This is a genomic window from Kitasatospora sp. NPDC032757 (assembly GCF_055579305.1).
In genome coordinates this window covers 50,235-71,758 of sequence record NZ_JBVINN010000045.1, presented here as the reverse complement: position 1 = coordinate 71,758, position 21,524 = coordinate 50,235, and the positions used below count along the sequence as shown (strand labels likewise).

Below are 21,524 nucleotides of genomic sequence, written 5' to 3'. Positions count from 1 at the left end.
AAACGCTCGGCTGGAGAACTCCAGCCGAGCGCCTGCGTGATCTACTGGCAACCGCATAGGCCATCAGGTGTTGCGAGGACTACTAGAGACCACCACCGGTGGCGGGGCACTACCGTGCCCGGGTGCCGCCGCCGACGGGGTGCGCTCACGTGTCCTGCGTGCCACCGGCGGTGCGGTGCCAGGCGAGGCCCAGCGGGGCCTCCCATACGACCCGGGTGCCGCCGCCCTCGCCCGCCCGGAGCTCGAAGCTGCCGCCCGCGCGCTCCGCCCGCTCGGCGAGGTTCCGCAGGCCGCTGCGGCGTCCGCCCTCCGGGACGCCGACCCCGTCGTCCGTGACGGTGAGCCGCACCAGGCCGTCGACGGCGCGCAGGACGACCTCCACCCGGCTCGCGCGGGCGTGCCGGGCCGCGTTGCTGAGCGCCTCGCCGAGGACGGCCAGGACCTGTTCGGCCAGCTCCTGCGACACGTCGGTGTCGAGCAGCCCCTCCAGGCTGAGCCGCGGCGCGAAGCCCAGGGTCGCCCGTGCCTCGCCGACGGCCCGGGTGGCGCGGGCCCGCAGGCCCCGGTCGGGCTCGTTGTGGGCGCGCAGCCCGAAGATGGTGGAGCGGATGATCTTGATCGTCTCGTCCAGGTCCGCGACCGCCCGGCCGACCCGGTCCGCCGCGCCCGGGCTCTCGATTAGCCGGCCCGCGCTCTGCAGGGTCATCCCGGTGGCGAAGAGCCGCTGGATGGCCAGGTCGTGCAAGTCCCGGGCGATCCGGTCGCGGTCCTCCAGCAGCGTCAGCTGCTCGGCATCGCGCCGCCGTTCGGCCAGCTCCAGGGCGAGCGCCGCCTGGTGGGCGAAGCCCACCAGCGGGTCGGTCTCCTCCGCCGTGAACGGCGCCCGCCCGCTCGCCCGGGCCAGCAGCAGCACACCCCGCCCGAACCCCGCGCCGGTGCCCAGCGGCACCGCCACCGCCGGCCCGAGGCCCTCGAACCGCCCGGGCGGCCCGGCCGCGAACCGGGCGTCGCAGGCCAGCTCGTCGCTGGTCACCGGCGAGCCGCAGGCGTACGCGGCGCCGGAGAGCGTGCCGTCCACCGGCACCGTCACCCCGAGCCGGGCGCCCGGCTCGCCGCCCAGCGCCACCTCCACCGTCAGCTCCTGCGCCCGCTCCCCGGGCCCGGCCAGCGCCACCGAGACGTCCGCCAGCTCGGCGCCGGCGATCTCCCGCGCCCGGCGGGCGATCAGCTCGACCACCTCCAGCCGGGGCGCGCCCGACAGCAGGCTGCGGGTGATCTCCGCGCTCGCCTGAAGCCAGCGCTGGCGCCGCTGCGCCTCCTCGAACAGCCGAGCGTTGTCGATGGCCACCCCGGCCGCGACCGCGAGCGTGGAGATCACCGCCTCGTCGTCGGCGTCGAAGTCCAGCCCGCCGCGCTTGTCGGTGAGGTACAGGTTGCCGAACACCTCGCCGCGTACCCGCACCGGCACCCCGAGGAAGGTGTGCATCGGCGGGTGGTGGGCGGGAAAGCCCACCGAGGCCGGGTGCTCCGACAGCACCGGGCAGCGCAGCGGCTGCGGGTGGCGGATCAGCTCGCCCAGGATGCCGCGCCCGGCCGGAAGCGGCCCGATCGCGGCGCTCTCCTCCGGCGTCAGACCGACCGTCAGGAACTGGGAGAGCGTGTGCCCGTCCGCGCCGATCACGCCGAGCGCGGCGTAGCGGGCGTCGACCAGGTCGGCGGCGGCCTCGACGATCCGGTGCAGCGCCTGGGCGAGGTCCAGCTCGCGGCCGACCGCCAGTACCGCCTCCAGCAGGCTGTGCACCCGGTCCCGGGTGCCGCGCGCCGCGTCGATCCGCCACTGGAGCTCTTCCAGCAGCTCGTCCAGGCGCAGCTGCGGCATCCGCGCGGCGCCACCGCCATGGCCACCGCTGCCCCCGGCCGCCGGACCGCCGGTGCCGCTCGCGCGCCCGGTGCCGCTCGTGCGCCCGGTGCCGCTCGTGCGCCCGGTACTGCTCGTGCCGCTGGCGCCGTCCGTCCGTGCCGGACCGCCGGTGCCCGCCCGCGTACCGTCCGCGCCGCCCACCGGCGTCCTCCCCGTCGTTCTGCCCCGGTGCGTCCGGGCCCGCCCCAGGTCGCCCGACCAGGGGGTTCGTCGGATTCACGGTAGTGCGCGTGCACACCCCTTCCGTACGGCGGGGTCCGCCCGGGCCGCCTCCCCCGGGCGGAGAGCGTGGGCGCGGGCGCTGCCCACCCTCACCCCGGCCGACCCGTCGTGCCGCCCCCGGCCTCGGCCGCCGCGCCCCCGGCTTCAGCCGCTGCGCCGCCCGCCCGGGGGGACGACCTCGGCCCGGACCCTGAGGTCCGGACTGTGGCGGAAGGTCAGCGTGAACTCCACCCACTGGCCCGCCCGCAGCGCAGGCGGGTTGGTGATCATCAGGTCGGCGTCCTCCGGCGACATCACCAGCTCGCCGCGCCCCGGCACCGGTAGCGCCTCGACCGGCTCCCAGCGGCCGGACGCACCCTGGTGCCGGTGCCGCTTCAGGGTGATGCGGCCGCCGAGCTCCCAGCCGGCACCCGTCAGTTCGTCGGGGACGTCGCCGGGGTTGCGGACCGTGAAGAACGCCGCCGTGGCGGTCGCACCGCCGGCCGTCGGCAGCAGCAGCCAGCCCGGCCCGGCCTCGACCGGGCGCTGCCGCCCGGCCCCGCCGACCGCCGTCCAGCCGGAGAGCAGCGCCAGCGCCACCCCGGCCGCCACCACCGGCGGCCCGACCACGCGCACCCGCTCGGCCGTCCGCGGGGAGACCTTCCGGCTCGGGACCACCCGGCCCGGGATCCTCCGCCGGGAGACCGACCGCTCGGACACCGTCCGCCCGGAGAACGGCGCCCTCACCGGCCCGCCTCCGGCCGCCGGCCCCGGCCGCTCGCACCGGCCGTGCCACCGGAGCCGCCCCGACCCGGCTGCCAGGTGCGCAGCCGCAGGCTGTTCGCCACCACCAGCAGCGAACTGAGCGACATCGCCACCGCCGCCAGCATCGGGTTCAGCACACCGACCGCCGCCAGCGGGATCAGCACCATGTTGTACCCGAACGCCCAGACCAGGTTGACCCGGATCGTGGCCAGGGTCCGCCGGGCCAGCCGCACGGCGTCCACCACCGCCTCGATGTCGCCGCGGACCAGGGTCAGCCCGGCGGCGCCGATCGCGGCGTCGCTCCCGGAGGCCAGCGCCACCCCGAGGTCGGCGGAGGCGAGCGCGACCGCGTCGTTGACGCCGTCGCCGACCACCGCCGTCGTCCGCCCGGCCGCCTTCAGCTCGGCCACGACCTCGGCCTTGCGCTCCGGCGAGGCCGAGGAGTGCACCCGGCCGATGCCCAGCTCCTTCGCCACCGCCCGGGCCGCGCCGGCGCCGTCCCCGGTCAGCAGGACCGTCTCCAGACCCATCCCGCGCAGCCGGTGGAGCGCCCGCCAGCTGCCGGAGCGCAGCGTGTCGCCGACCGCGAGGACGGCGACCGGCTGCCCGTCCAGCTCCGCCACCACCGGCGTCCGCCCGGCCTCACCCGCGCGGGCCAGCGCTTCGGCGAGCGCGCCCGGCAGCGGGCCCACGGCGTCGTCGGGCCGGACCACCCGGACGTGCCGCCCCTCGACCGTGCCGGACACCCCGACCCCGGCGGTGGCCGTGAAGCCGGCCACCGCCGGGAGGGGCGCGGAGCCGCACCGGGCCCGGGCCGCCCCCACGACAGCCCTCCCGATGGGGTGCTCCGAACGGTGCTCGACGGCTCCCACCAGCCGCAGCACCTGGTCCTCGTCCACCTCGGGCACGGCGGTCAGCTCGGCGAGCTCCATCCGCCCGGTGGTCAGCGTGCCGGTCTTGTCCAGCACCACCGTGTCGATCCGGCGCAGGCTCTCCAGTACCTCCGGGCCGCGCACCAGGACGCCCAGCTCGGCGCCCCGCCCGGTCGCCGCCAGCAGCGCGGTCGGCGTGGCCAGGCCCAGCGCGCACGGGCAGGCGACCACCAGGACGGCGACCGCCGCCGTGACCGCCGCCTGCGGCTCGGCGCCCGCGCCGAGCCAGAAGCCCAGCACACCGACCGCCACCGCCAGCACACAGGGCACGAACACCCCGGCCACCGCGTCCGCCAGCCGCTGCGCCCGCGCCTTGCCCGCCTGCGCGTCCGCGACCAGCGCGGTGATCCGGGCCAGCTGGGTGTCGGCGCCCACCGCCGTCGCCCGGATCACCAGCGCGCCGCCGACGTTGACCGTCGCGCCCGCCACCTTGTCCCCCGGCCCGACCTCCACCGGGACGCTCTCACCCGTCAGCAGGCTGAGGTCCAGCGCGGAGCCGCCCTCCACAACCACCCCGTCGGTGGCCACCCGCTCGCCCGGTCGCACCACGAACTCGCGCCCGGGCAGCAGCTGTTCGACCGGCAGCAGGCGCTCCGCCCCGGACGCCGGATCCCGGACGCACACCTCCTTCGCCCCCAGCTCGGCGAGCGCCCGCAGCGCCGAACCGCTGCGCCGCCGCACCCGGCCCTCCAGCAGCCGCCCGGCCAGCACGAACAGCGGCACGCCGACGGCCGCCTCCAGGTAGACGTGCGCCGCGCCGCCGCCGTCCGCGGTCAGCGAGAACGGCATCCGCATGCCGATCTCCCCGGCGCCGCCGAACAGCAGCGCGTACGCGGACCAGCCGAACGAGGCCACCACCCCGAGGCTGACCAGGGTGTCCATGGTCGCCGCGGCGTGCCGCAGCCCTTGCCGGGCCCGCCGGTGGAACCCGGCCGAACCCCACGTCACCACCGGCACCGCCAGCCCGAAGCAGACCCACTGCCAGGCCGGGAACTGCAGCGACGGCACCATCGAGAGCACCACCACCGGCACCGCCAGCAGCGCCGTCACCAGCAGCCGCAAGCGCTCGCCGGGGTCCTCCTCCCGGTCCGCCGGGGCCTGCCCGGCCACGGCCAACTCGGCGGTGTAGCCGGCCCGTTCGACCGCCGCGACCAGCTCCTCGACGCCCACCCCGGCCGGGTGCAGCACCCTCGCCCGCCCGGTCGCCAGGTTGACGCCGGCCGTGACGCCCTCGATCCGGGCCAGCCGCTTCTCCACCCGGCCCACACAGGCCGCGCAGGTCATCCCGCCGACCGCCAGGTCGGTGCTGACCAGCGCCCCGGCCTCCGCCCCCGCGACCGCGCTCACCGGCCGGCCCCCATGTCGTGACCGCTCATCCCCGGGTTCACCCCGCCGCCGCTGCCGGGCGTCAGCCCCGGCGACACCGGCCCGGCCCCGCGTCCCACCGCGAAGGCCACCACGAACACCACCAACAGCAGCAGGGCGAACCCCGCCAGCACACTCAAGGGCCGGCCACCCGGCGACATCGCACTCACCCCCCACCAGTCGGCCCGCCACCGCCGTTGGTTCCCGTACGTTCCGAATGGCGCCGGTCACACCGGCCCGCCGCCGGCGCGGCGGGACCTGGCGGGACCCGGCGGGACCGGCGCGGGCGCCCGCCGGCGGGCGGCGGGACAGGGCGGTCCCACTCGAACGGGGGACCAGGTTTCGCCGTGCGGGGCGGTTGTTGCGAAGCATGGGGGCGTACGGGCCTTCGGTCGTGGGGCAGTGGAGTGGAGAGTGATCCTCGGTGCGCGAAGTTCAGGGATTGCCGCGACGGTGCGGCGTGGGGGTGCGGGCGGTGGCGCTGGCCGCGGTGGTGAGCGGCATCGGGGTGCTGGCGGCGTGCAGCAGTTCGTCGACCAATCCGTCGATCGGCTCGTCGGGCCCGGGGTCGACGTTGAGCACGGCGCCGGAGTCGTCCTCGTTCTCCGGGGAGCCGCCGTCCGCGCTGGCCTCGGCGGCGGAGTCGGCGCTGGCCTCGGTGTCGGCGGCGGCCGAGTCCGCCTCGGCCGCGGCGGCCTCGTTCGAGGCGTCGGTCTCCGCGCAGGGGGTGCAGGCGCGGCAGAAGGCGGCGGAGGTGCTGGGCACGCTGCAGAACGGCGGCAACGCGCTCGGGGCCGTGACGGTCACCGGGGTGCAGCGGGCGCAGACCGGGGGCCTGCACGCGGTGGTGGTGACGATCGTCAACACCGGGCTCGACACCGCCTCGTACGCGGTACAGGTCGATTTCACCGACACCAACGGCAAGGCGGTGGACAGTGCGGTGGTCGGCGTCGAGGGCCTGCCGGCCGGGGACAAGGCGCAGCCGATCGCGTTCAGCCGTGCCCCCGCCGACCAGACACTGCTGCCGGTGGTGGTCAAGGCCGTGCGGTTCTGACCCCGGCTGTCCGCCTCGGCTGTCCGGCGGCGCGGCCGGGCCGGCGTCGTGGCACCTTCACATGTCCCACACATTTGCCGGGAGTGGGCGGCGGATCCGCGTGGCCGTGCCCTGTCGACGGGGGCCCGCCGGTCGTGGCGGGGGAGGCCCGGCGGTCGGATTCCCGGGGGTGGCCGGAGCACTGCGCACGGCTTTCGGGAGGTGCGGGAATCGCCCGGAATCAGGGCCGGGGGAGTCGGGGTGATCGTGGTGGAACGACGTCCGGCCGGGCGTTCGGGGGTCGTTTCCGGTCGGCGGATCCGAGCATCCGGGTGCCCTGACCGCGGCGGTGCGGGAAGAAATTCCCGGGGTGCGGTCCGAATGCGGAGCGGACGGCGGCGCTCGCGGCTCGTCGGCCGTTCCCGTCGGTCGGATCCGTCGGCCGGACGCCATCTTGTCATGGTTTGGACATGTCCGGGGGTGTGTCGGACCGGGGACCCGGCCCGACCAGGGACGGACGCCGGGCGGAGTCCGCAGCGGTTCCAGGGCCGGACGATCCTGTTCCGCGACGGCCGGAAGGGTTTCGGAAGGCGGTGGCGAATGCGCCCCGGCCGGGCGGCGGGTGATTTCCGGTAAGTGCCCGGACGGCCGCCGGAAAATCCGACCGGAGGTGGGCGGTCGTTTCTTTCGGCCCGGGCCGGCCGCGTTTCCCGCGGCGTCCTGCCGGCCGGAGCGGAGCGTCGAAATCCGGGCCCGGTGAGCGGGCCGGCGTCCGAATCCCGGGGCCGCGGCCGGGGAACGGTGCGGGCCGGGTGCGGCCGGTGCGGCCGGGCGGAAGGTCAAGAGCGGCGCTGAACGGCGGTCACGCGGGTAGCATCAGCTGCCGCGCGGGCGCGGTCGAACGGCGTACGAGTCGTCCAGAGTGGGCAAACGGGGGTTCTTCCTTTGGCGATCAGGGTTTTGCTGGCCGAGGACATGCACATGGTGAGGGGCGCCCTGGTGGCGCTGCTGGAGCTGGAGGAGGACATCGAGGTCATCGCCGAACTCGCCAACGGCGACGACATCGTGCCGACCGCGTTGGAACGCAGGCCCGATGTGGCGGTGATCGACATCGACCTGGCGGGCATGGACGGGCTGACGGCCGCCGCCCGGCTCCAGGAGGTGATGCCGGAGTGCCGGACGCTGATCCTGACCAGTCTCGGGCGGCCGGGCACCTTCCGCCGGGCGCTGGCGGCCGGAGCGCGCGGCTTCATCCTCAAGGACGCCCCGCCGCGCCAACTCGCCCAGGCCATCCGGCGGGTGGCACAGGGTGAGCGGGCGGTCGACCCGGATCTGATGGTGGCGGCCTGGGACAGCGGTGACAACCCGCTGACCGAGCGGGAGACCGAGGTCCTGCGGCTGGCCGCCGACGGTGCCGAAGTCACCGAGATAGCGGGGCGCCTGTACCTCTCGGTCGGAACGGTGCGGAACTACCTGACCTCGACGGTGGTCAAGCTGAACGCGCGCAACCGGCTGGACGCGGTGCGGATCGCCCGCGAGGCCGGCTGGGTCTAGGAGGACGTCCGGCAGTCCGCCGCCCGCCCCCGGTGGCCTGCCGGTCGGCCCGGGCCGTGACGGGGCCTCAGGCCACCCGGGGCTCGTCCTCCTCCGGGGCGCCGGAGAGCTCGGTGGTGATGACCGCCTCCAGCTGGAACCAGCCGTCCGCACGGACCCCGGCGGTGAACGTGCCCCCCACCTCGGCGAGCCGGGCGGCCAGGTTGGCGAGGCCGCCGTCGGCGCCCGGCTGCTGCCCGCGGTCGTGCGCCGGCACCCCGTCGTTGGCGAGCCGCAGGCTGGTACGGCCGTGCTGGGCTACGGCGTCGATCGTGCACCGGGAGGCCTTGCTGTGCCGGATGACATTGGTGATGCCCTCGCGCAGCACCGTGGCCAGGACGGTGTCGGCGCCGGTCGTCAACCGGCCGCACTCCACCCGCAGATGGGCGTCGATCCCGGCCGCGGACAGCACCGAGCGGGCCGAGGAGAGCTCCGTCAGCAGTGACATCGAGCGGTAGCTGCGGGCCACCTCGCGGACGTCGCCGAGCGCCTGGCGGGAGAACTGGATGATGCTCTCCAACTCCGCCTGGGCCCGTACCGGCGAGCGGTTGACCATGGCATGTGCCAGTTCGCTCTTCAGGGTGATCGCGGAGAGGCTGTAGCCGAGCAGGTCGTGCAGATCGCGGGCGAACCGCAGCCGCTCCTTGATCACGGCGACCCTGGCGATGTCCTCCTGGGCCTCGTGGACGGCCAGGGTGAGATTGGCGAGCAGCGTCAGGCAGTACACGATGGTGCCGGTGACCAGGGTGGAGACCATCATGTAGAGCACGGTGGGCAGCGTGCCCTGGGAACTCAGGCCCGTGGTCAGGCCGATCCCGGCGATCAGACAGCCGAAGCCCGGCAGCGCGGCCCGCATCGGCAGCAGCAACAGCATCGAGCCGCCGACGAAGCCCCCCATCCCGCCCCACGGCCAGCCGAGGAAGAGCGGCGGTACGGTGACGAGCAGCGCCTGGAGCAGCAGGGTCCAGTGCCGGTAGCGGGCCCGTGACCGGCGGAATCTCGGCAGGGTGTGGAACAGTTGGAGCCCGATCGTGGCGGGCAGCACGGTCAGGCAGAGCGAGACCGTCAGCGGGGTGACGCTCTCGTCGAGGATGTTGACGATCTGCATGGTGAGGAACGCGGTGAGGACCGTCCACACCACGGTCAGTGCGAAGCGAGGGGCGGGGGCCTCGATGCCGAGGACCCGCACGCCCGGTTCGGGGCGTCCCGGGTGCTCCACGAGGTCGTCGGGGGAGTCGGGGCCCGGCGGCCCGGGCGAGGGCTCTTCCCGTCCAGTGGCGCTGCCCGTCATGGCACTCCCTCCGGTGGTCGCTGACACGGTCGATGGTAGGGCGGAACCCGCCCGTCCGGAGGCCCCCGGGACGGACCGGTCCTTCCCGTCGGGAGGCGGTGGCGGTCGGTCGCCGACGGATCGTCATTCCGCCCTTCCGGCACCGGGGTTGGATTCGGCCGGGCGGGCCGCGGGCAGGCCGGTCTGCGGGGGCGGGCCGGCCTCCGCGGGCAGGCCGGTCTCCGGGAGCGGGCGGGTCTCCGGGAGCGGGCCGAGGACGAACTCGCCGACGGCGGACTCCACGCGCCAGTCCAGCCCGAACGCCTCGGCGGAGAGGCTGGTGCTGCCGGTGCCGAGCGCACAGGCGGCCAGGCCCATGCCGGTGGCCACCAGGTACAGCGTCTGCTGCATCACGCCGACGTGCTTCAGCGTCAGCGCGTAGGCCAGTCCGCTGTACTTCCACGAGACCCGGGCGAACCGGGCCGTCATGGTGAGCAGGAGGTCGGGCGGCTCGGTCATCCCGGTGCCGGCCTGTGCCTCGCGCAGCAGCGCGGAGTTCAGCTGCCCGGCCGCCGGCAGCCGGATCAGGGCGTGGCCGAGCGGGTCGTAGTAGTAGGCGCCCGGTTCGAGGCCGGCGCAGCGGCCGACGGTGAGGTAGAACTCCAGCTCGTAGCAGGCACCGCCGCTGGGGTACGGCCGGCTGCCCGGCGGGCGGGTCCGGCCGGACGGGAGCGGTTCGCCGGCGTCCCGCACGCGCAGCGACCGGTGCAGCAGTTCACCGAGCTGGCGCAGCGTCAGCGCCGCCGTGCCGTGCCGCCGGACGGAGCGGCGGCGTTCCAGCGCCTCGACCAGCGAGGTGTCCCAGTCCGGCGGTCCGGCGGCGGGCCGGGGGAGTTCGATCCGGGGGCCCGGGGGCGGTGGTTTGAGTGCGGGCGGCTGCTCCTGCCGGCCCCGCAGGGGATAGGTGGCGCCGAACTGGCCGTCGTGCAGCCCGGGCCGGCTGCTCCAGTGGAACCGGAGGTCGTCGTGGGACCACGGCAGCAGGGCCGGGTCGCGGTCCTCGGGGAAGGTGGCGGGCCGCGGGCAGCCGTCCGCCTGCGTGGCGGGGTCGGCGACCTCGACCATGCCGGTGGGGACGAGGTGCGAGAGGAGCGCGGCCACCGCCGGGCGGGCGACGGGGAGGCGTTCGGCGGCCGCGTCCAGGGTGATGGGGCGGCATAGGCTGGCGATCAGCCAGCCGGCCTCGGGCCGGGTGAAGACCGCGCGGAACGGCGAGAGCGGGGACTCCAGCAGGCTTCCGCGCCCGTTGGAACGCAGCGCGGCGAAGCGGGAGAGCCGCAGCGGCCGGTCCTCGGGCACCGGCGCCGGGTCGAGCCGGGCGCCGGTGGCCGTGGGCAGGACGGAGAGCAGCGGCTGCTCGCCGTCCGGCGCCCCGACCGAGCGGACGACCAGGCCGCCGAGCTGCCTCAGGGCAGCCAACAGCCGGACCCGGGCGGCGAGTTCGTCGGTCCCGGGGACGTTCTCCAGCTGCACCGGGCCGAGCAGCATCCGGCGCAGCGCCTCGCTGAGCACCGCACCGGGCCGCGGGATGTGCAGGTCGCCCCACTGCGACCGGAGGATCAACGAGCCGTCGCCCGGCTGCTGTTCCAGCAGGGTGTCCTCTCTCAGCGACCACAGCTCGATCCACGCGGCGGACTGGTGGCTGTCGGACGGCCGGGACGGCGGGGCGGGCGGCACGGTGGCTCCTGGACGGGTCGGATGCACCCGGGCGGACCGCGGTGCGGTTCGCCCGGGCAGGGCGGTGGGGCTCGGATTCGGCGGCTGGTGGGGGCCCGGGCGGGGAGCGGGCCCCGGACGGGAGCGGGCTCAGACGAACAGCGGGATCGGGTTGAGCTCGTCGTACGGGGTCGGACGGGACAGCCGGCCCAGCGCCACGGGGACGTCGAAGAGCCGGCCGGGCGCGAAGCGGGGCCAGAAGTGCCGCAGGCCCGGGACGAGCGTACGGACCACGGGCAGCGCGAGGTCGGGTCGGGTCTGGTCCAGGACGCAGACCTCCAGGCCCCGGCGTTCCAGGACGCCCTGCAGCCGGCGCAGTTCGTCGAGCAGGTCGCCGGACGGGCGGTAGGGGTGGTCGCGCGGCGTCCGGGCCGGGACGGCCGGATCGGCGGCGAGGTAGGGCATGGTGTCGGGGGACGCGGTGCGCCACCAGCGCAGGGCGACCGGGTCGGTGCAGCCGTAGCCGGTGCCGTCCGGGCGGGCCTCCAGCACCGGTGGGAGCAGCTGGTTCATCTCGGTGAGCGCGCGGCTGAGGGCGACGGCCGGATCCGGGTGCGCCCCGAAGCCGAACACGATGTCCTCGGCCGGTCGGCCGGTGCGGCGGGAGAGCGCGGCGAAGACCGGCACGCCCAGGTCCGAGGTGAGGTCCAACGCCCATATCTGGCGGCCGAGTTCGGCATGTGCCTGGCTCACCTCGGCGGTCCAGGGGTCGCCGAAGGCGGCCAGGTCGACGGCCGGCTGGCGGGTGCGGTTGTACCACCAGAGGGCCACCGCGTCGCGTTCGACCAGTTCCAGCAGGCCCTGCAGGGTGGCGTCCTCCAGGGTGCCGCCGGCGGCGCAGCCGTTGGAGTCGGCGTGGACCATCCGCCGGCCGGCCCGGTCGGGCACGTTGTAGTAGAGCAGCGCGGTGGGCAGCAGGACCTGACGCTCGCGGGTGAGCGACCAGACCGGCGACCAGTCCAGCTCCGCGTCGGGGTCGAAGGGCTCGGCGACCTGGTGGAACGGGTGGCCGTCGGCGTTGCGGCGGGCGCGGTCGGCGTACTGCCGCTCGTCCCAGAGCTGGCAGCTGCCGGGGTGGACGGCGTCCGGGCCGAGGCTGTGCAGCGAGCCGCGCACCCGCGCCTCGTCGCCCTGCCAGAGGCCGCTGATCCGCTCGACCGCCTCGCACAGCGCGCCGACCCGGGCGTCCAGCGGGGTGCGGCCCTTGCCGCAGCTCTCCTGGCGCAGCGAGCCGGCCAGGTCGGACATGTGGCGGGCGCCGAGGGCCAGGTTGTGCCCGGCCCGGTAGACGTTGAGCAGGTCGGGGCCGCGCGGGTCGCGCCGGATCTCCTTGACCACGCCGGTGACCGGGCTGAGCAGGTGCCCGTACCGGTCCAGCATCCGCTGGGCGGAGAGCGCGCGGTGGCCGCCGCCGCTGCGCACGGTGCACCGGCGGGGGGCCAGCTCCACCGGGCGGGCGGCCTGCCGGGTCATCAGCGAGGAGTCGCCGCACTCCGGGCACTGCGGCCGCCGGGTGAGGCGGTGCGAGCGGCTGGCGAGGGTCAGGGTGTCGAGGGTGACCACCCGGGCGTCCTCCCCGGCGCGGTGCCCGGCCAGCCAGTGGGCGCACTCCAGCGCGGCGAGCTGGGCACCGAGCCCGACCGTGAGGGGCAGGGCGGCCAGCGGGACGGGCAGCGGCGCGTCGCCGAGTGCGCGGCGGACGGGCTCCGCGCCCGAGCGGTGGCCGCGCAGCCGGTGGGCGAGGCAGTGCCAGCAGGCGCCGCTGCCGGGGCGGAAGACCGGGCCGGCCCAGAGCGTGGTGCCGGTCACCTTGGCGAGCAGCCAGGGCCGGCCGTCGGCGCGGTAGCCGGCGTCCAGGGCGGCGAGCCGGGGGTCCAGGTAGTCGCTGCAGACCACCAGGTCGAGGGCGGCGGGGGCGCCCGGCGAGGCGTGGACCAGGCCGGCGCTGCGGCAGGCGGCGCGCAGCGGGGCCGGGTCCAGCTCGCCGAGGGTGACGATCCGGACGGTGCCGGCGGGGGCGGGCGCGGAGCCGCCGGCCTGCTCCCAGTAGGCCCGGGCGGCGCTGTCGGCGCCGTCGCGGCCGGTCTCGGCGCGCTCCCGGGGCGGGCGGTGGTCGAGGAGCCCGCGCCGGGTCAGCTCGCCGACGATCCGGGCCACCTGCGCGGGGGGAACGGCGGGCGCGGCCGCACCGAGCAGTGCCGGGAGGTCCCTGGTGCCGTCGAGCAGGGGCACCAGGGCCGCCAGATGGGGGCCCCGGACGGCCGTCACCCCGTGTTCGGACATCAGGTAGACGGCGTCCCCGGGGACCACCTTCGGACGGAGGTGGTGCTTGAAGCCGATGAGGGCGGCCCGCTCGTTTCCCCCGCTGACGGTCATGGAATCAGGCCTCCGCCCCGGCGAGGAGGGGCTCGAACTCGGCGTCCCGGATGCTCAGGCAGAGTGCGGTCGCCGGAGCCTGGGCGGGCAGCAGGTCGAACAGCTCGGTCACCACGTCGAGTTCCTCGGCGAGCGGCAGCGCGGGCAGCGGCTCCCCGGGCACGGTCTGGATGCCGGCCTCGGCCAGCACCTGGGCGGGGTCGTCCTCGTACCGGTGGCGCAGACCGGGCTCGGTCCAGGCACGCAGGATGACCTCTGCGAAACGCCAGTCCTTGTCTATGGACATGATTTCCTCCGTTGAGATGGCGGTAGCGGGCCGCGGGACGGATGGGCGTCGGACCAGTGCTCAGGGAAGTAGTGAACGAAATCCGAGCGATTCTCGACCAGTGCCCGTGTCACCGCTTCGATGTGAGGAAGTCACGGCCGGATCGGGAGCCGTGCACTGGCCCGCGGCCCGCGCCGGTGGGATCGTCGGCAGGATGCCCACCTCCGGTACCGGTCCCGAGTCGTTCTCGAGGGTGGGATGGCACGCTCGCGGCCATCGACCGTCCGAGAGGAGGACGCATGAGGCACGAGATCACCGGCACAGAGCGGTGGTTGTCGGCATTTCTTCGGCCGCTGGCGATCCTGGGAGCGATGTACGGGTTCACTCCGCCGACGTACGCCCTGATGCACGTGCTGGGCCGCTCCGCTCCCGAGGCGGTGCCCGGCGCGGAGCCCGCCGTCCGTTCCGAGGCCGGCGACCGTCCGGAGCCGGCGGCCCCGGCCGCCTCGTCGAGCTCGCCCGGGCAGCACCACCCCGAGCAGGTGGTCCCCGATGTTCCGCTCAGCGAGACGGAGCTGATGATGGCCCGGCAGCTCGGGCGGATGCGCGTGCTGACCAGGCTGCGGGGCTGGTAGCGGCGGCGTGGCGGTCCTCGGGGCTTCGAGCGGCGCTTGAGCGGCCGTACACATGCTCTGGCGCGTGCAGGCCAGCAGCCGTCCCGTGGCCAGTGGCGCGCAGGGCGGCCGGGGTGTGCGTGACGCTCCGTCGGACCAGATGTCATGGGGGTTGTGGTGGCCAGAGCTGCCGATTTCACCGAACTGCTGCTGCGCCGCGGCGAAGAGCTGGCGGACCGCGAGGTCTACCGCTTCGTCCACGGTGAGGGAGCCGGGCCCGGGCAGCCCGGTGCCGACCCGCTGGCGGGCCACGCGGTCACCTACGGGGAGCTGGACCGGGCGGCGAAACGTATCGCCTCGTGGCTGCAACAGGGGCAGCCGGCCGGCCAGCGGGTGGTGCTCTGCCACGGGGACAGCGCCGGGTTCGTCCCGGCCTTCCTCGGCTGCCTCTACGCCGCGGCGATCCCCGTCCCCGCGCCCCCGCCCAGCGGCACGCGGCAGTCGGACGACCGGCTCGCCGGCATCCTCAAGGACGCCGCCGCCGGCTACGTGCTCACCGACGCCGCGCACGGCCCGCTGGTCTCCCAACTGCTCGCGAACGCCGGGCAGTCGCACATCCCGTGCCTGGCCACCGACCGCCCCGACCTCGGCGACCCGGACGCCTGGGTGCGCCCGCCTGCCCGGCCGGACCAGCCCGTACTGCTCCAGTACACCTCCGGCTCGGTCAGCGAACCCAAGGGCGTCGTGGTCGGCCACGCCAACCTGCTCGCCAACCAGCGCGCCATCCAGCTGGCCCTCGGCACCACCGAGCACTCCCGGATCGGCGGCTGGCTCCCGTTCCACCACGACATGGGCCTGATCGGCCAGCTGCTCCACCCGCTCTACCTCGGCGCCGGCGCCGTCCTCCTCCCGCCCCTCACCTTCGCCCAGCGGCCCGTCCGCTGGCTCCAGATGATCGACCGCTACGGCGTCACCGTCTCCGGCGCGCCCGACTTCGGGTACCGGCTGTGCGTGCAGCGGGTCGGCGAGGAGCAGGCCGCCGCGCTCGACCTGAGCCGCTGGGAGGTCGCGGTCACCGGCGCGGAGTCGGTCCGGGCCGAGACCCTGGACGCCTTCACCGCCCGCTTCGCGCCGGCCGGGCTGCGCCCCGCCGCGCTGCGGCCCGGGTACGGGATGGCCGAGGCCACCCTGCTGGCCACCGTCGGCGGCCCCGCACCCCGGCCCGGGCGGCGGGAGGTGGACGCGGCGGCGCTCGCGGAGAACCGGGTGGTCGCGGCCGTGCCCGGCAGGGCCTCCCGCAGCTTCGTGTCGGTCGGCCGGCCGGCCGAGGGCCTGGAGGTGCTGATCGTCGACCCGGAGAGCACCGCCCCGCTGCCGGACGGCACGGTCGGCGAGATCTGGCTCCGCGGCGACGCCGTCGCCCAGGGCTACTGGAACCGCCACCTGGAGAGCACCGAGCTCTTCCACGCCAGGCCCTCCGGCGCCGGGCCGCAGCACGGCGGGGGCCATCTGCGCACCGGTGACCTCGGCTTCCTCGACGACGGCGAACTGTTCGTCGTCGGCCGGCTGAAGGAGCTGCTCATCGTCGCCGACCGCAACCTGCACCCGCAGGACATCGAGCAGCAGGTGCAGAAGCTCAGCGTGCTCTTCGGCTCCGGCGCCGCCTTCACCGTCGGCGCCGACCAGGACCAGGTGGTGGTCGTCCAGGAGGTCCGCACCGGCGGCGCCGAGGAGGAGCTGCCGGCCCTGGCCGGAGCCGTCCAGCGGTGCGTGGCCGAGGAGTTCGGCGTCGCCGTCGAGCAGGTGCTGCTCGTGCGCCCCGGCACCGTCCGGCGCACCACCAGCGGCAAGCTGCGGCGGACGGCGATGCGGCAGCTCTTCCTGACCGGCCGGATCAAGCCGCTGCACACCACGGTGGGCGAGGTCAGGCTGCTGACCATGCCCCAGCCGCCGGCCACCGGTCCGGCCAGGGAAGGAGACGAAAGGTGCAGTCGCGCGGCGGGGTGAGCACAGGAGCGGCATCGGCGCCGGCGGCGGGCTTCCCGCCGCCCGGCACCGCCGAGACGGAGGTCCGGCGGCGGATCGCCGAGCTGGAACGGGCCTTCGGCGACCCGGACGACCCGCACAACCCGACCGGCAGCGCCGCGTTCCTCGCGGCCGACGCCCGGGAGGAGCCGCTCGCCGCCGCCGAGCTGCTGGTCGAGCGGTTCGGGCTGAACGACGAGTTCGTCCCCGCCGAGCTCGGCGGCCGGCTGACCGAGCTGGACAGCCTGGCCCGGGTCGTCCGCGCGGTGTTCCGCCGCGACGCGTCGCTCGGCCTCGGCTCCGGCGTCACCAGCTTCCAGGCGGCGGTGGCGGTCTGGGCGGCCGGCACCCCCGCCCAGCGCCGGACCGCCGCCCGGCTGCTGCACGCCGGCGGCCGACTGGTCGTCGCCTACCCCGAACTGGCCCGCGGCAGCAGCTTCCTCGCCAACGAGCTCACCGCCACCGCGGCGCCTCCCGGCGGCGACGGCCCGGCCGGCCTCCGGCTGAGCGGCCGCAAGGAGGCCTTCGCCAACGTCGGCAGGGCCGACGCCCTGGTGCTGTTCGCGCGCACCGGCAGCGGCCGGGAGAGCCACTCCGCGCTGCTGGTCGAACGCGCCGAGCTGCCCGCCGGAGCGGCCACCGCGCTGCCCCGGCAGCGCACCCTCGGGGTCCGGGGCTGCCTGGTCGACGGCATCGAGTTCACCGACTGCCCGGTCCCCGGCGACGCCCTGCTCGGCGGCCCCGGCCGCGGCCTCGAACTCGCCCTGCGGGTCTTCCCCCTGATCCGCAGCGTCGGCCCGTCGGTGGCGCTCGGCAGCGCCGACACCGCGCTGCGCACCGCCGTCGCCTGCGCCGTCGACCGCGGCGTGGCAGAGGAGCGCCCCGACGACGGCGACGGCCGGCAGCGGGTCTCGCACGCCCGCACCACCCTGGCCGGCGCCTTCGTCGACCTGCTGATGTGCGACTGCCTGGCGCTGGTCGCCACCCGCGCGGCCCACCTGGCCCCGGCCGGGACCGCGCTCTACGCGGCGGCCGTCAAGTACCTGCTGCCGCAACTGCTCACCGACACCGCGTACGAGCTCTCCACCCTGCTCGGCGCCGAGTTCCACGATCCGGCCGGAGCGTACGGGGAGTTCCCGAAGAACGTCCGCGATCTCCCGATGATCGGCCTCGGCGCGGCCGGTTCGGCCGCCTGCCGGGCCACCGTCGTCCCCCAACTGCCGCGACTGGCGGCGCAGTCGTGGTTCACCGAGGGCGGGGCGCCGGACGCGCTCTTCCGGCTGGAGGCGGGCGGACTCCCGCCGCTGGACCTCGGCCTGATCGGCCCGGCGGCCACCGGCGACCCGCTCGCCGGTTCCCTGCCCGCCTCCGCCGCCGCCCTGGAGCGCGAGGCGCCCGACCCGGAACTCGCCGCGCTGGCACGGCTGTTCGTCGACGAGCTGGCCGCCCTGCGCGACGGCTGCGCCGCACTCGACCGGGACGGCCGCCCCGCCCTCGCCGACCCACGCGGCCACGCCCTCGCGGACCGGTACGCCCTGCTGCTCACCGCCGCCGCCTGCCTCGGTGTCTGGCGCGGGCAGCGGGAGGCGGGGCAGGGGTTCCTGGCGGGCACCGGCTGGATCGCCGCGGCCCTCACCAGGCTGCTGCGCCGGCTCGGCACCGCCACCCCGAAGAGCGCCGCGGACCACGACGGACCGCTGCTCGCCGAAGTCCTGCGGCGCTACCGCGGGCGCCGCAGCTACGACCTGTACGACACGCCACTGGCCGGTGGCACGCCCACCCTCCGAGGAGACGGGGACAGCTGATGACAACCGGAACGACAGACTGGCAGTCGCTGGTGATCACCGCGGTCGACGGCACCGAGTACGAGCTGTACGGCTGGCTCACCGCCCGGCTCCGCGACCACCTGCCGGGCGACGCCCCCGTCGAGCCCGACGTGCCGCTGACCGAGTACGGCCTGGACGCGGTCGTCGCCCTCGCCCTGTACGGCGAGATCGAGGAGCTCTTCGCGCTCGGCCTCGATCCCGGCACGGTCTACCGCTTCGCCACCGTCGACGAGCTCGCCGTCCACCTCGGCGGCCTCGCCGCCGCCCGCCCGTCCGGCCCGGCGGCCCGCTCATGACCACCCCGACCACCACCGCGCCCGCCTCCGTCACGCTGCGCCTGCAGGCCGTCCTGCTCGCCGCGGCCGACGAGCTCACACCGGACCTGCTCCAGCCCGAGCCGGGCGGCCCCTGCGAGGACGAGCTGGACGAGGAACTCCAGCTGGCCGACGACCTCGGCTTCGACTCGGTGATGCTGATGAGCCTCAAGGCCTCGCTGGAGGAGCACTTCCCCGAGCTCGGCGGGCTCTCCATACCGGAGGTGCTGCCCAGCCTGCACACCGTCGGCACGCTGCTGGAGTACCTGAACCGGCGGCTGGCACCGGCCGGGGCGGCCTGAGATGGCCCGCTCCCTGGAACCGGCGCCCGACGCACGGACCGGGTGGGTGTTCGCCCACCCGGTCCAGGCCCGCGGGCCGGACGGGCCGTGGGACGAACTGCGCGAGGCGATGGAACGGCACGGCAGCGCCCTCGTGCACGCCCGGATGGAGGACTGGCTGCCCGGGGACCTCGCCGACCCCCGGCTCCCGGAGCAACTGGGGCCCGACCACGCGCGGTTCCGGCGGATGCGGCACCCGGCCGTCCGGGCCCGGTTCGTCGCCTCCCGGATGATGCTCAAGCACACCGCCGGCGCCGTCGTCGGCGAGCCCCCGCAGGCCCTGGAGCTGGCCTACAAGCTCGGCGGCCGCCCGTACCTGCGGGGCTTCGGGCAGCTGGACCTGAGCCTGAGCCACACCGCGGACCTGCTGGTCCTCGGGCTCACCCGGCGCGGCTGGATCGGCGTGGACGCCGAGCTCACCGACCGGCAGATGACCGGCCTGGGCACCGAACCCCAGATGTGCACGCGCCACGAGCAGGAGGAGCTGGACCGCATGCCCGAGGAGGAGCGCAACAGCGCGCTCGTCCGGCTCTGGACCCTCAAGGAGGCCTACAGCAAGGCCATCGGCCAGGGCATGCGGTTCCGCTTCACCGAGTTCGGCTTCGGACCGCGGGACCGGCAGGCCGGCGAGGTCCGGCTGCCCGACGGCTCCCCCGGCACCGGTGCCGAGTGGGCCTTCCACACCTGTGTGATCCAACAGCGCTACACCGTCAGCCTCGCGCTCTGCGACACCGGCTTCGGCCAGACCGGGGACGGCGTGGACGCCCTGCGGGTGGCGGGAGACCTCCTCGCCGAACTCACCGGGGGACCGGCCGCCCGCACCCCGAGCTGACCCTGCCATCATCCACCCGGCGGCCGGCCCGCCACCAGTGCGGCCGTCACCCGGCGGCCGTGAGAATCTCACAGCACGTCAAGGCGGTTACTTCCTGTCCGATTCCTGAAGATCTCACTGTCATGGCGGCTCTCCCTCGTGTCACGATCCAGAATGACCGGACGCATCCCGCAGCCCGGCATCGCGGAGAGATGGGGGAAGTCCTCGGATGGAAATTCAGGTGCTCGGCCCGCTGACCGCCGCCGCCTCGGGTCTGTCCATCGTCCCGACGGCGGCCAAGCCGCGCCAGATCCTGGCGCTGCTCGCGCTCAACGCCAACCGGATCGTCTCCGTTCCCCAGCTGATGGAGGAGCTGTGGGGCGCCGACCTGCCGCGCAGCGCCACCACCACGCTCCAGACGTACATCCTCCAGCTGCGCCGCAAGCTCCGTGCGGCCGCGGTGAAGAGCGGGGAGCCCCTCTGCGCCGAGCGGACCCTCGCCACCCGGCACGGCGGCTACGTCCTGGAGGTGCCGCCGGGCGCGGTGGACGCCCACGAGTTCGACCGGCTGACCGCGGCCGGCCACGCGGCCTTCGCGGTCGGGGACATGGAGGCCGCCTCCAGCCTGCTGGGCGCGGCCTCCGCGCTCTGGCGCGGACCGGTGCTGGTCGACGTCCGGCACGGCCACCAGCTCGCCATCGAGGCCACCCGGCTGGAGGAGTGCCGGATCGGCGTCCTGGAGCGGCGCATCCGCGCCGACCTGCGGCTCGGCCGCCACCACGAGGTGATCGGCGAACTGTCGGCACTCACCGGCCACCACCCGCTGGACGAGGCGCTGCACGCCCACCTCATCGTCGCCCTGTACCGTGCCGGGCGGGCTCCGCGCGCGCTGGAGGTGTACCAGAAGCTGCGCGACACCCTGATCGACGAGCTCGGGCTGGAGCCGTCGGGACAGCTCCAGCTGCTCCAGCGGGCCATCCTGCGGGGCGAACCGCTCGACGAGTACGGGCCGGAGGCCGCCGCCCCGCTGCTGCGCGGCGGCCGGCTGGTGGGCTGAGCCCGCCGCAGACCCCGGGGCCCGCCCCCGGACCCCCGTCCGCCCGGCGGCACGGTGGGTCCGGGGGCGGGCCCCGCGGGGCTCCGGGCCTTCCGTCGCCGCTCCAGCCCACGTCCAGCGACCTTCCAGAGCCGCTGGCCACCATCGTCGGGCACCGCCGTCCGGTGGTGCAGCTGGAGCGATGGAGGCCGCGTGAACCAGTACGTAGCAGCCGGACCGCGGCCCGGGGCACCCCTTCGGCTGATCTGCTTCCACCACGCCGGGGCCGGCGCGCTGACCTTCGCCGGCTGGTCCGCCCGGATCGGGCCGCTGGTCTCGGTGGTGCCGGTCCGGCTGCCCGGCCGCGAGACCAGGCTGGGCGAGGACCGGATCACCGACGTGGACCGGCTCTTCCGGGAGCTCGACGAACACCTCGGCCCGCTGCTCGACGAGGGCCCCTACGCCTTCTACGGGCACAGCCTCGGCGCGCTCGTCGCCCACCGGTTCGCCGGTCACCGGATCGACTCGGGGCGGCGGGCCCCCGCCGGGGTCCTGGTGGGCGCCTGTATGGCTCCCCATCTGCCGAACCCGCTGATCTCGGCCGCGGACGCCGACGACACCCGGCTGCTGGGCCTGCTCTCCGGCCTCGGCGGGGTGCCCGAGGAACTGCTCGCCCGCCCGGCCTGGCTGCGCGAGATGCTCGCCACCACCCGCGCCGACCTCGTTCTCGGCCGCGCGCTGAGGGAAGGCGCCACCGCGCCGCTGCCCTGCCCGATCTGGGCGTTCGCCGGGGCGGAGGACAGGATCGCCACCCCCACGGCGGTCGCCGCCTGGGAGCGGTGGACCACCTCGGCCTTCCACCTGCGCACCCTGGCCGGCGGCCACTTCTTCGTCCGCGACGGCGAACTGCCGCGGCTGCTGGGCGAGTTGCTCAACCCGTCGGCGGTACTCGCGGCCGAGCACCGGGAAGCGCCACGCACGTTCGAACCTCTCGGTGCCGGCACCGCCCGGGACGGCATCCGCGGCCTCCGCGGCGCCGGTGAGTGAACAGAGCATCCCA

19 protein-coding genes are annotated in these 21,524 nt (G+C 75.7%); 10 read left to right on the top strand and 9 right to left on the bottom strand.

Going from position 1 to position 21,524, the window contains the following annotated elements:
* Nucleotides 1-145: 145 nt before the first annotated feature.
* The 5 genes from ACZ5WK_RS33905 to ACZ5WK_RS33885 all read right to left on the bottom strand — a co-directional run bounded on the left by ACZ5WK_RS33905 (nt 146) and on the right by ACZ5WK_RS33885 (nt 5,949).
* Nucleotides 146-1,879: a sensor histidine kinase gene (locus ACZ5WK_RS33905; protein WP_465553355.1), complete on the bottom strand. Its 1,734-nt coding sequence runs from the start codon at nt 1,877-1,879 to the stop codon at nt 146-148.
* A gap of 408 nt (nt 1,880-2,287) precedes the next feature.
* Nucleotides 2,288-2,800, bottom strand: coding sequence for a copper chaperone PCu(A)C (locus tag ACZ5WK_RS33900; RefSeq protein ID WP_465553353.1), 513 nt, complete (start codon nt 2,798-2,800; stop codon nt 2,288-2,290).
* 65 nt (nt 2,801-2,865) lie between these two features.
* Nucleotides 2,866-5,166: a heavy metal translocating P-type ATPase gene (locus ACZ5WK_RS33895; protein WP_465553351.1), complete on the bottom strand. Its 2,301-nt coding sequence runs from the start codon at nt 5,164-5,166 to the stop codon at nt 2,866-2,868.
* Nucleotides 5,163-5,324, bottom strand: coding sequence for a hypothetical protein (locus ACZ5WK_RS33890; protein WP_465553349.1), 162 nt, complete (start codon nt 5,322-5,324; stop codon nt 5,163-5,165). The genes ACZ5WK_RS33895 and ACZ5WK_RS33890 overlap by 4 nt, the downstream gene beginning before the upstream one ends.
* A 295-nt stretch (nt 5,325-5,619) precedes the next feature.
* The gene (locus ACZ5WK_RS33885; protein WP_465553347.1) at nt 5,620-5,949 is read right to left on the bottom strand and encodes a hypothetical protein; all 330 of its coding nucleotides are present in this window, start codon (nt 5,947-5,949) and stop codon (nt 5,620-5,622) included.
* On the opposite strand from ACZ5WK_RS33885, the gene ACZ5WK_RS33880 reads away from it, so the two are divergent.
* Both ACZ5WK_RS33880 and ACZ5WK_RS33875 read left to right on the top strand, forming a co-directional pair.
* On the top strand, nt 5,939-6,238 hold the full coding sequence (locus ACZ5WK_RS33880; protein ID WP_465553345.1) for a hypothetical protein: 300 nt from the start codon (nt 5,939-5,941) through the stop codon (nt 6,236-6,238). The genes ACZ5WK_RS33885 and ACZ5WK_RS33880 overlap by 11 nt on opposite strands.
* Nucleotides 6,239-7,162: 924 nt before the next feature.
* Nucleotides 7,163-7,771 (top strand): response regulator transcription factor, encoded by a 609-nt coding sequence (locus ACZ5WK_RS33875; protein ID WP_396323621.1) that lies wholly within the window; start codon nt 7,163-7,165, stop codon nt 7,769-7,771.
* Nucleotides 7,772-7,838: 67 nt separating this feature from the next.
* Here the strand turns inward: ACZ5WK_RS33875 and ACZ5WK_RS33870 are convergent, their stop codons facing one another.
* The 4 genes from ACZ5WK_RS33870 to ACZ5WK_RS33855 form a co-directional block, all read right to left on the bottom strand.
* Nucleotides 7,839-9,101 (bottom strand): sensor histidine kinase, encoded by a 1,263-nt coding sequence (locus ACZ5WK_RS33870; RefSeq protein ID WP_465553342.1) that lies wholly within the window; start codon nt 9,099-9,101, stop codon nt 7,839-7,841.
* A gap of 123 nt (nt 9,102-9,224) precedes the next feature.
* Complete coding sequence (locus tag ACZ5WK_RS33865) at nt 9,225-10,817, bottom strand: SagB/ThcOx family dehydrogenase (RefSeq protein ID WP_465553340.1); 1,593 nt, start codon at nt 10,815-10,817, stop codon at nt 9,225-9,227.
* A 129-nt stretch (nt 10,818-10,946) separates the two neighbouring features.
* The gene (locus ACZ5WK_RS33860; RefSeq protein ID WP_465553338.1) at nt 10,947-13,232 is read right to left on the bottom strand and encodes a TOMM precursor leader peptide-binding protein; all 2,286 of its coding nucleotides are present in this window, start codon (nt 13,230-13,232) and stop codon (nt 10,947-10,949) included.
* 4 nt (nt 13,233-13,236) lie between these two features.
* Entirely contained in the window at nt 13,237-13,518 is a 282-nt protein-coding gene (locus ACZ5WK_RS33855; RefSeq protein WP_396323617.1) for a hypothetical protein, read from the bottom strand.
* Between the two features lie 278 nt (nt 13,519-13,796).
* On the opposite strand from ACZ5WK_RS33855, the gene ACZ5WK_RS33850 reads away from it, so the two are divergent.
* The 8 genes from ACZ5WK_RS33850 to ACZ5WK_RS33815 all read left to right on the top strand — a co-directional run bounded on the left by ACZ5WK_RS33850 (nt 13,797) and on the right by ACZ5WK_RS33815 (nt 21,511).
* Nucleotides 13,797-14,132 (top strand): DUF6059 family protein, encoded by a 336-nt coding sequence (locus ACZ5WK_RS33850; protein ID WP_465553335.1) that lies wholly within the window; start codon nt 13,797-13,799, stop codon nt 14,130-14,132.
* 156 nt (nt 14,133-14,288) lie between these two features.
* Nucleotides 14,289-16,118, top strand: coding sequence for a fatty acyl-AMP ligase (locus tag ACZ5WK_RS33845; protein WP_465553333.1), 1,830 nt, complete (start codon nt 14,289-14,291; stop codon nt 16,116-16,118).
* Nucleotides 16,097-17,941 (top strand): acyl-CoA dehydrogenase, encoded by a 1,845-nt coding sequence (locus ACZ5WK_RS33840; RefSeq protein ID WP_465553331.1) that lies wholly within the window; start codon nt 16,097-16,099, stop codon nt 17,939-17,941. The genes ACZ5WK_RS33845 and ACZ5WK_RS33840 overlap by 22 nt, the downstream gene beginning before the upstream one ends.
* Nucleotides 17,941-18,258 carry an acyl carrier protein gene (locus ACZ5WK_RS33835; protein ID WP_396323613.1) on the top strand — a complete coding sequence of 106 codons (318 nt, stop codon included), beginning with the start codon at nt 17,941-17,943 and terminating at the stop codon, nt 18,256-18,258. The genes ACZ5WK_RS33840 and ACZ5WK_RS33835 overlap by 1 nt, the downstream gene beginning before the upstream one ends.
* Nucleotides 18,255-18,578, top strand: a complete 324-nt coding sequence (locus ACZ5WK_RS33830) for an acyl carrier protein (protein WP_465553328.1) — start codon at nt 18,255-18,257, stop codon at nt 18,576-18,578. Before ACZ5WK_RS33835 ends, ACZ5WK_RS33830 begins: the two co-directional genes overlap by 4 nt.
* Nucleotide 18,579: 1 nt before the next feature.
* Nucleotides 18,580-19,449 (top strand): 4'-phosphopantetheinyl transferase family protein, encoded by an 870-nt coding sequence (locus ACZ5WK_RS33825; protein WP_465553326.1) that lies wholly within the window; start codon nt 18,580-18,582, stop codon nt 19,447-19,449.
* A gap of 208 nt (nt 19,450-19,657) precedes the next feature.
* Nucleotides 19,658-20,485, top strand: coding sequence for an AfsR/SARP family transcriptional regulator (locus tag ACZ5WK_RS33820; protein ID WP_465553324.1), 828 nt, complete (start codon nt 19,658-19,660; stop codon nt 20,483-20,485).
* A 192-nt stretch (nt 20,486-20,677) separates the two neighbouring features.
* Entirely contained in the window at nt 20,678-21,511 is an 834-nt protein-coding gene (locus ACZ5WK_RS33815) for a thioesterase II family protein (RefSeq protein WP_465553322.1), read from the top strand.
* Nucleotides 21,512-21,524 lie beyond the last annotated feature (13 nt).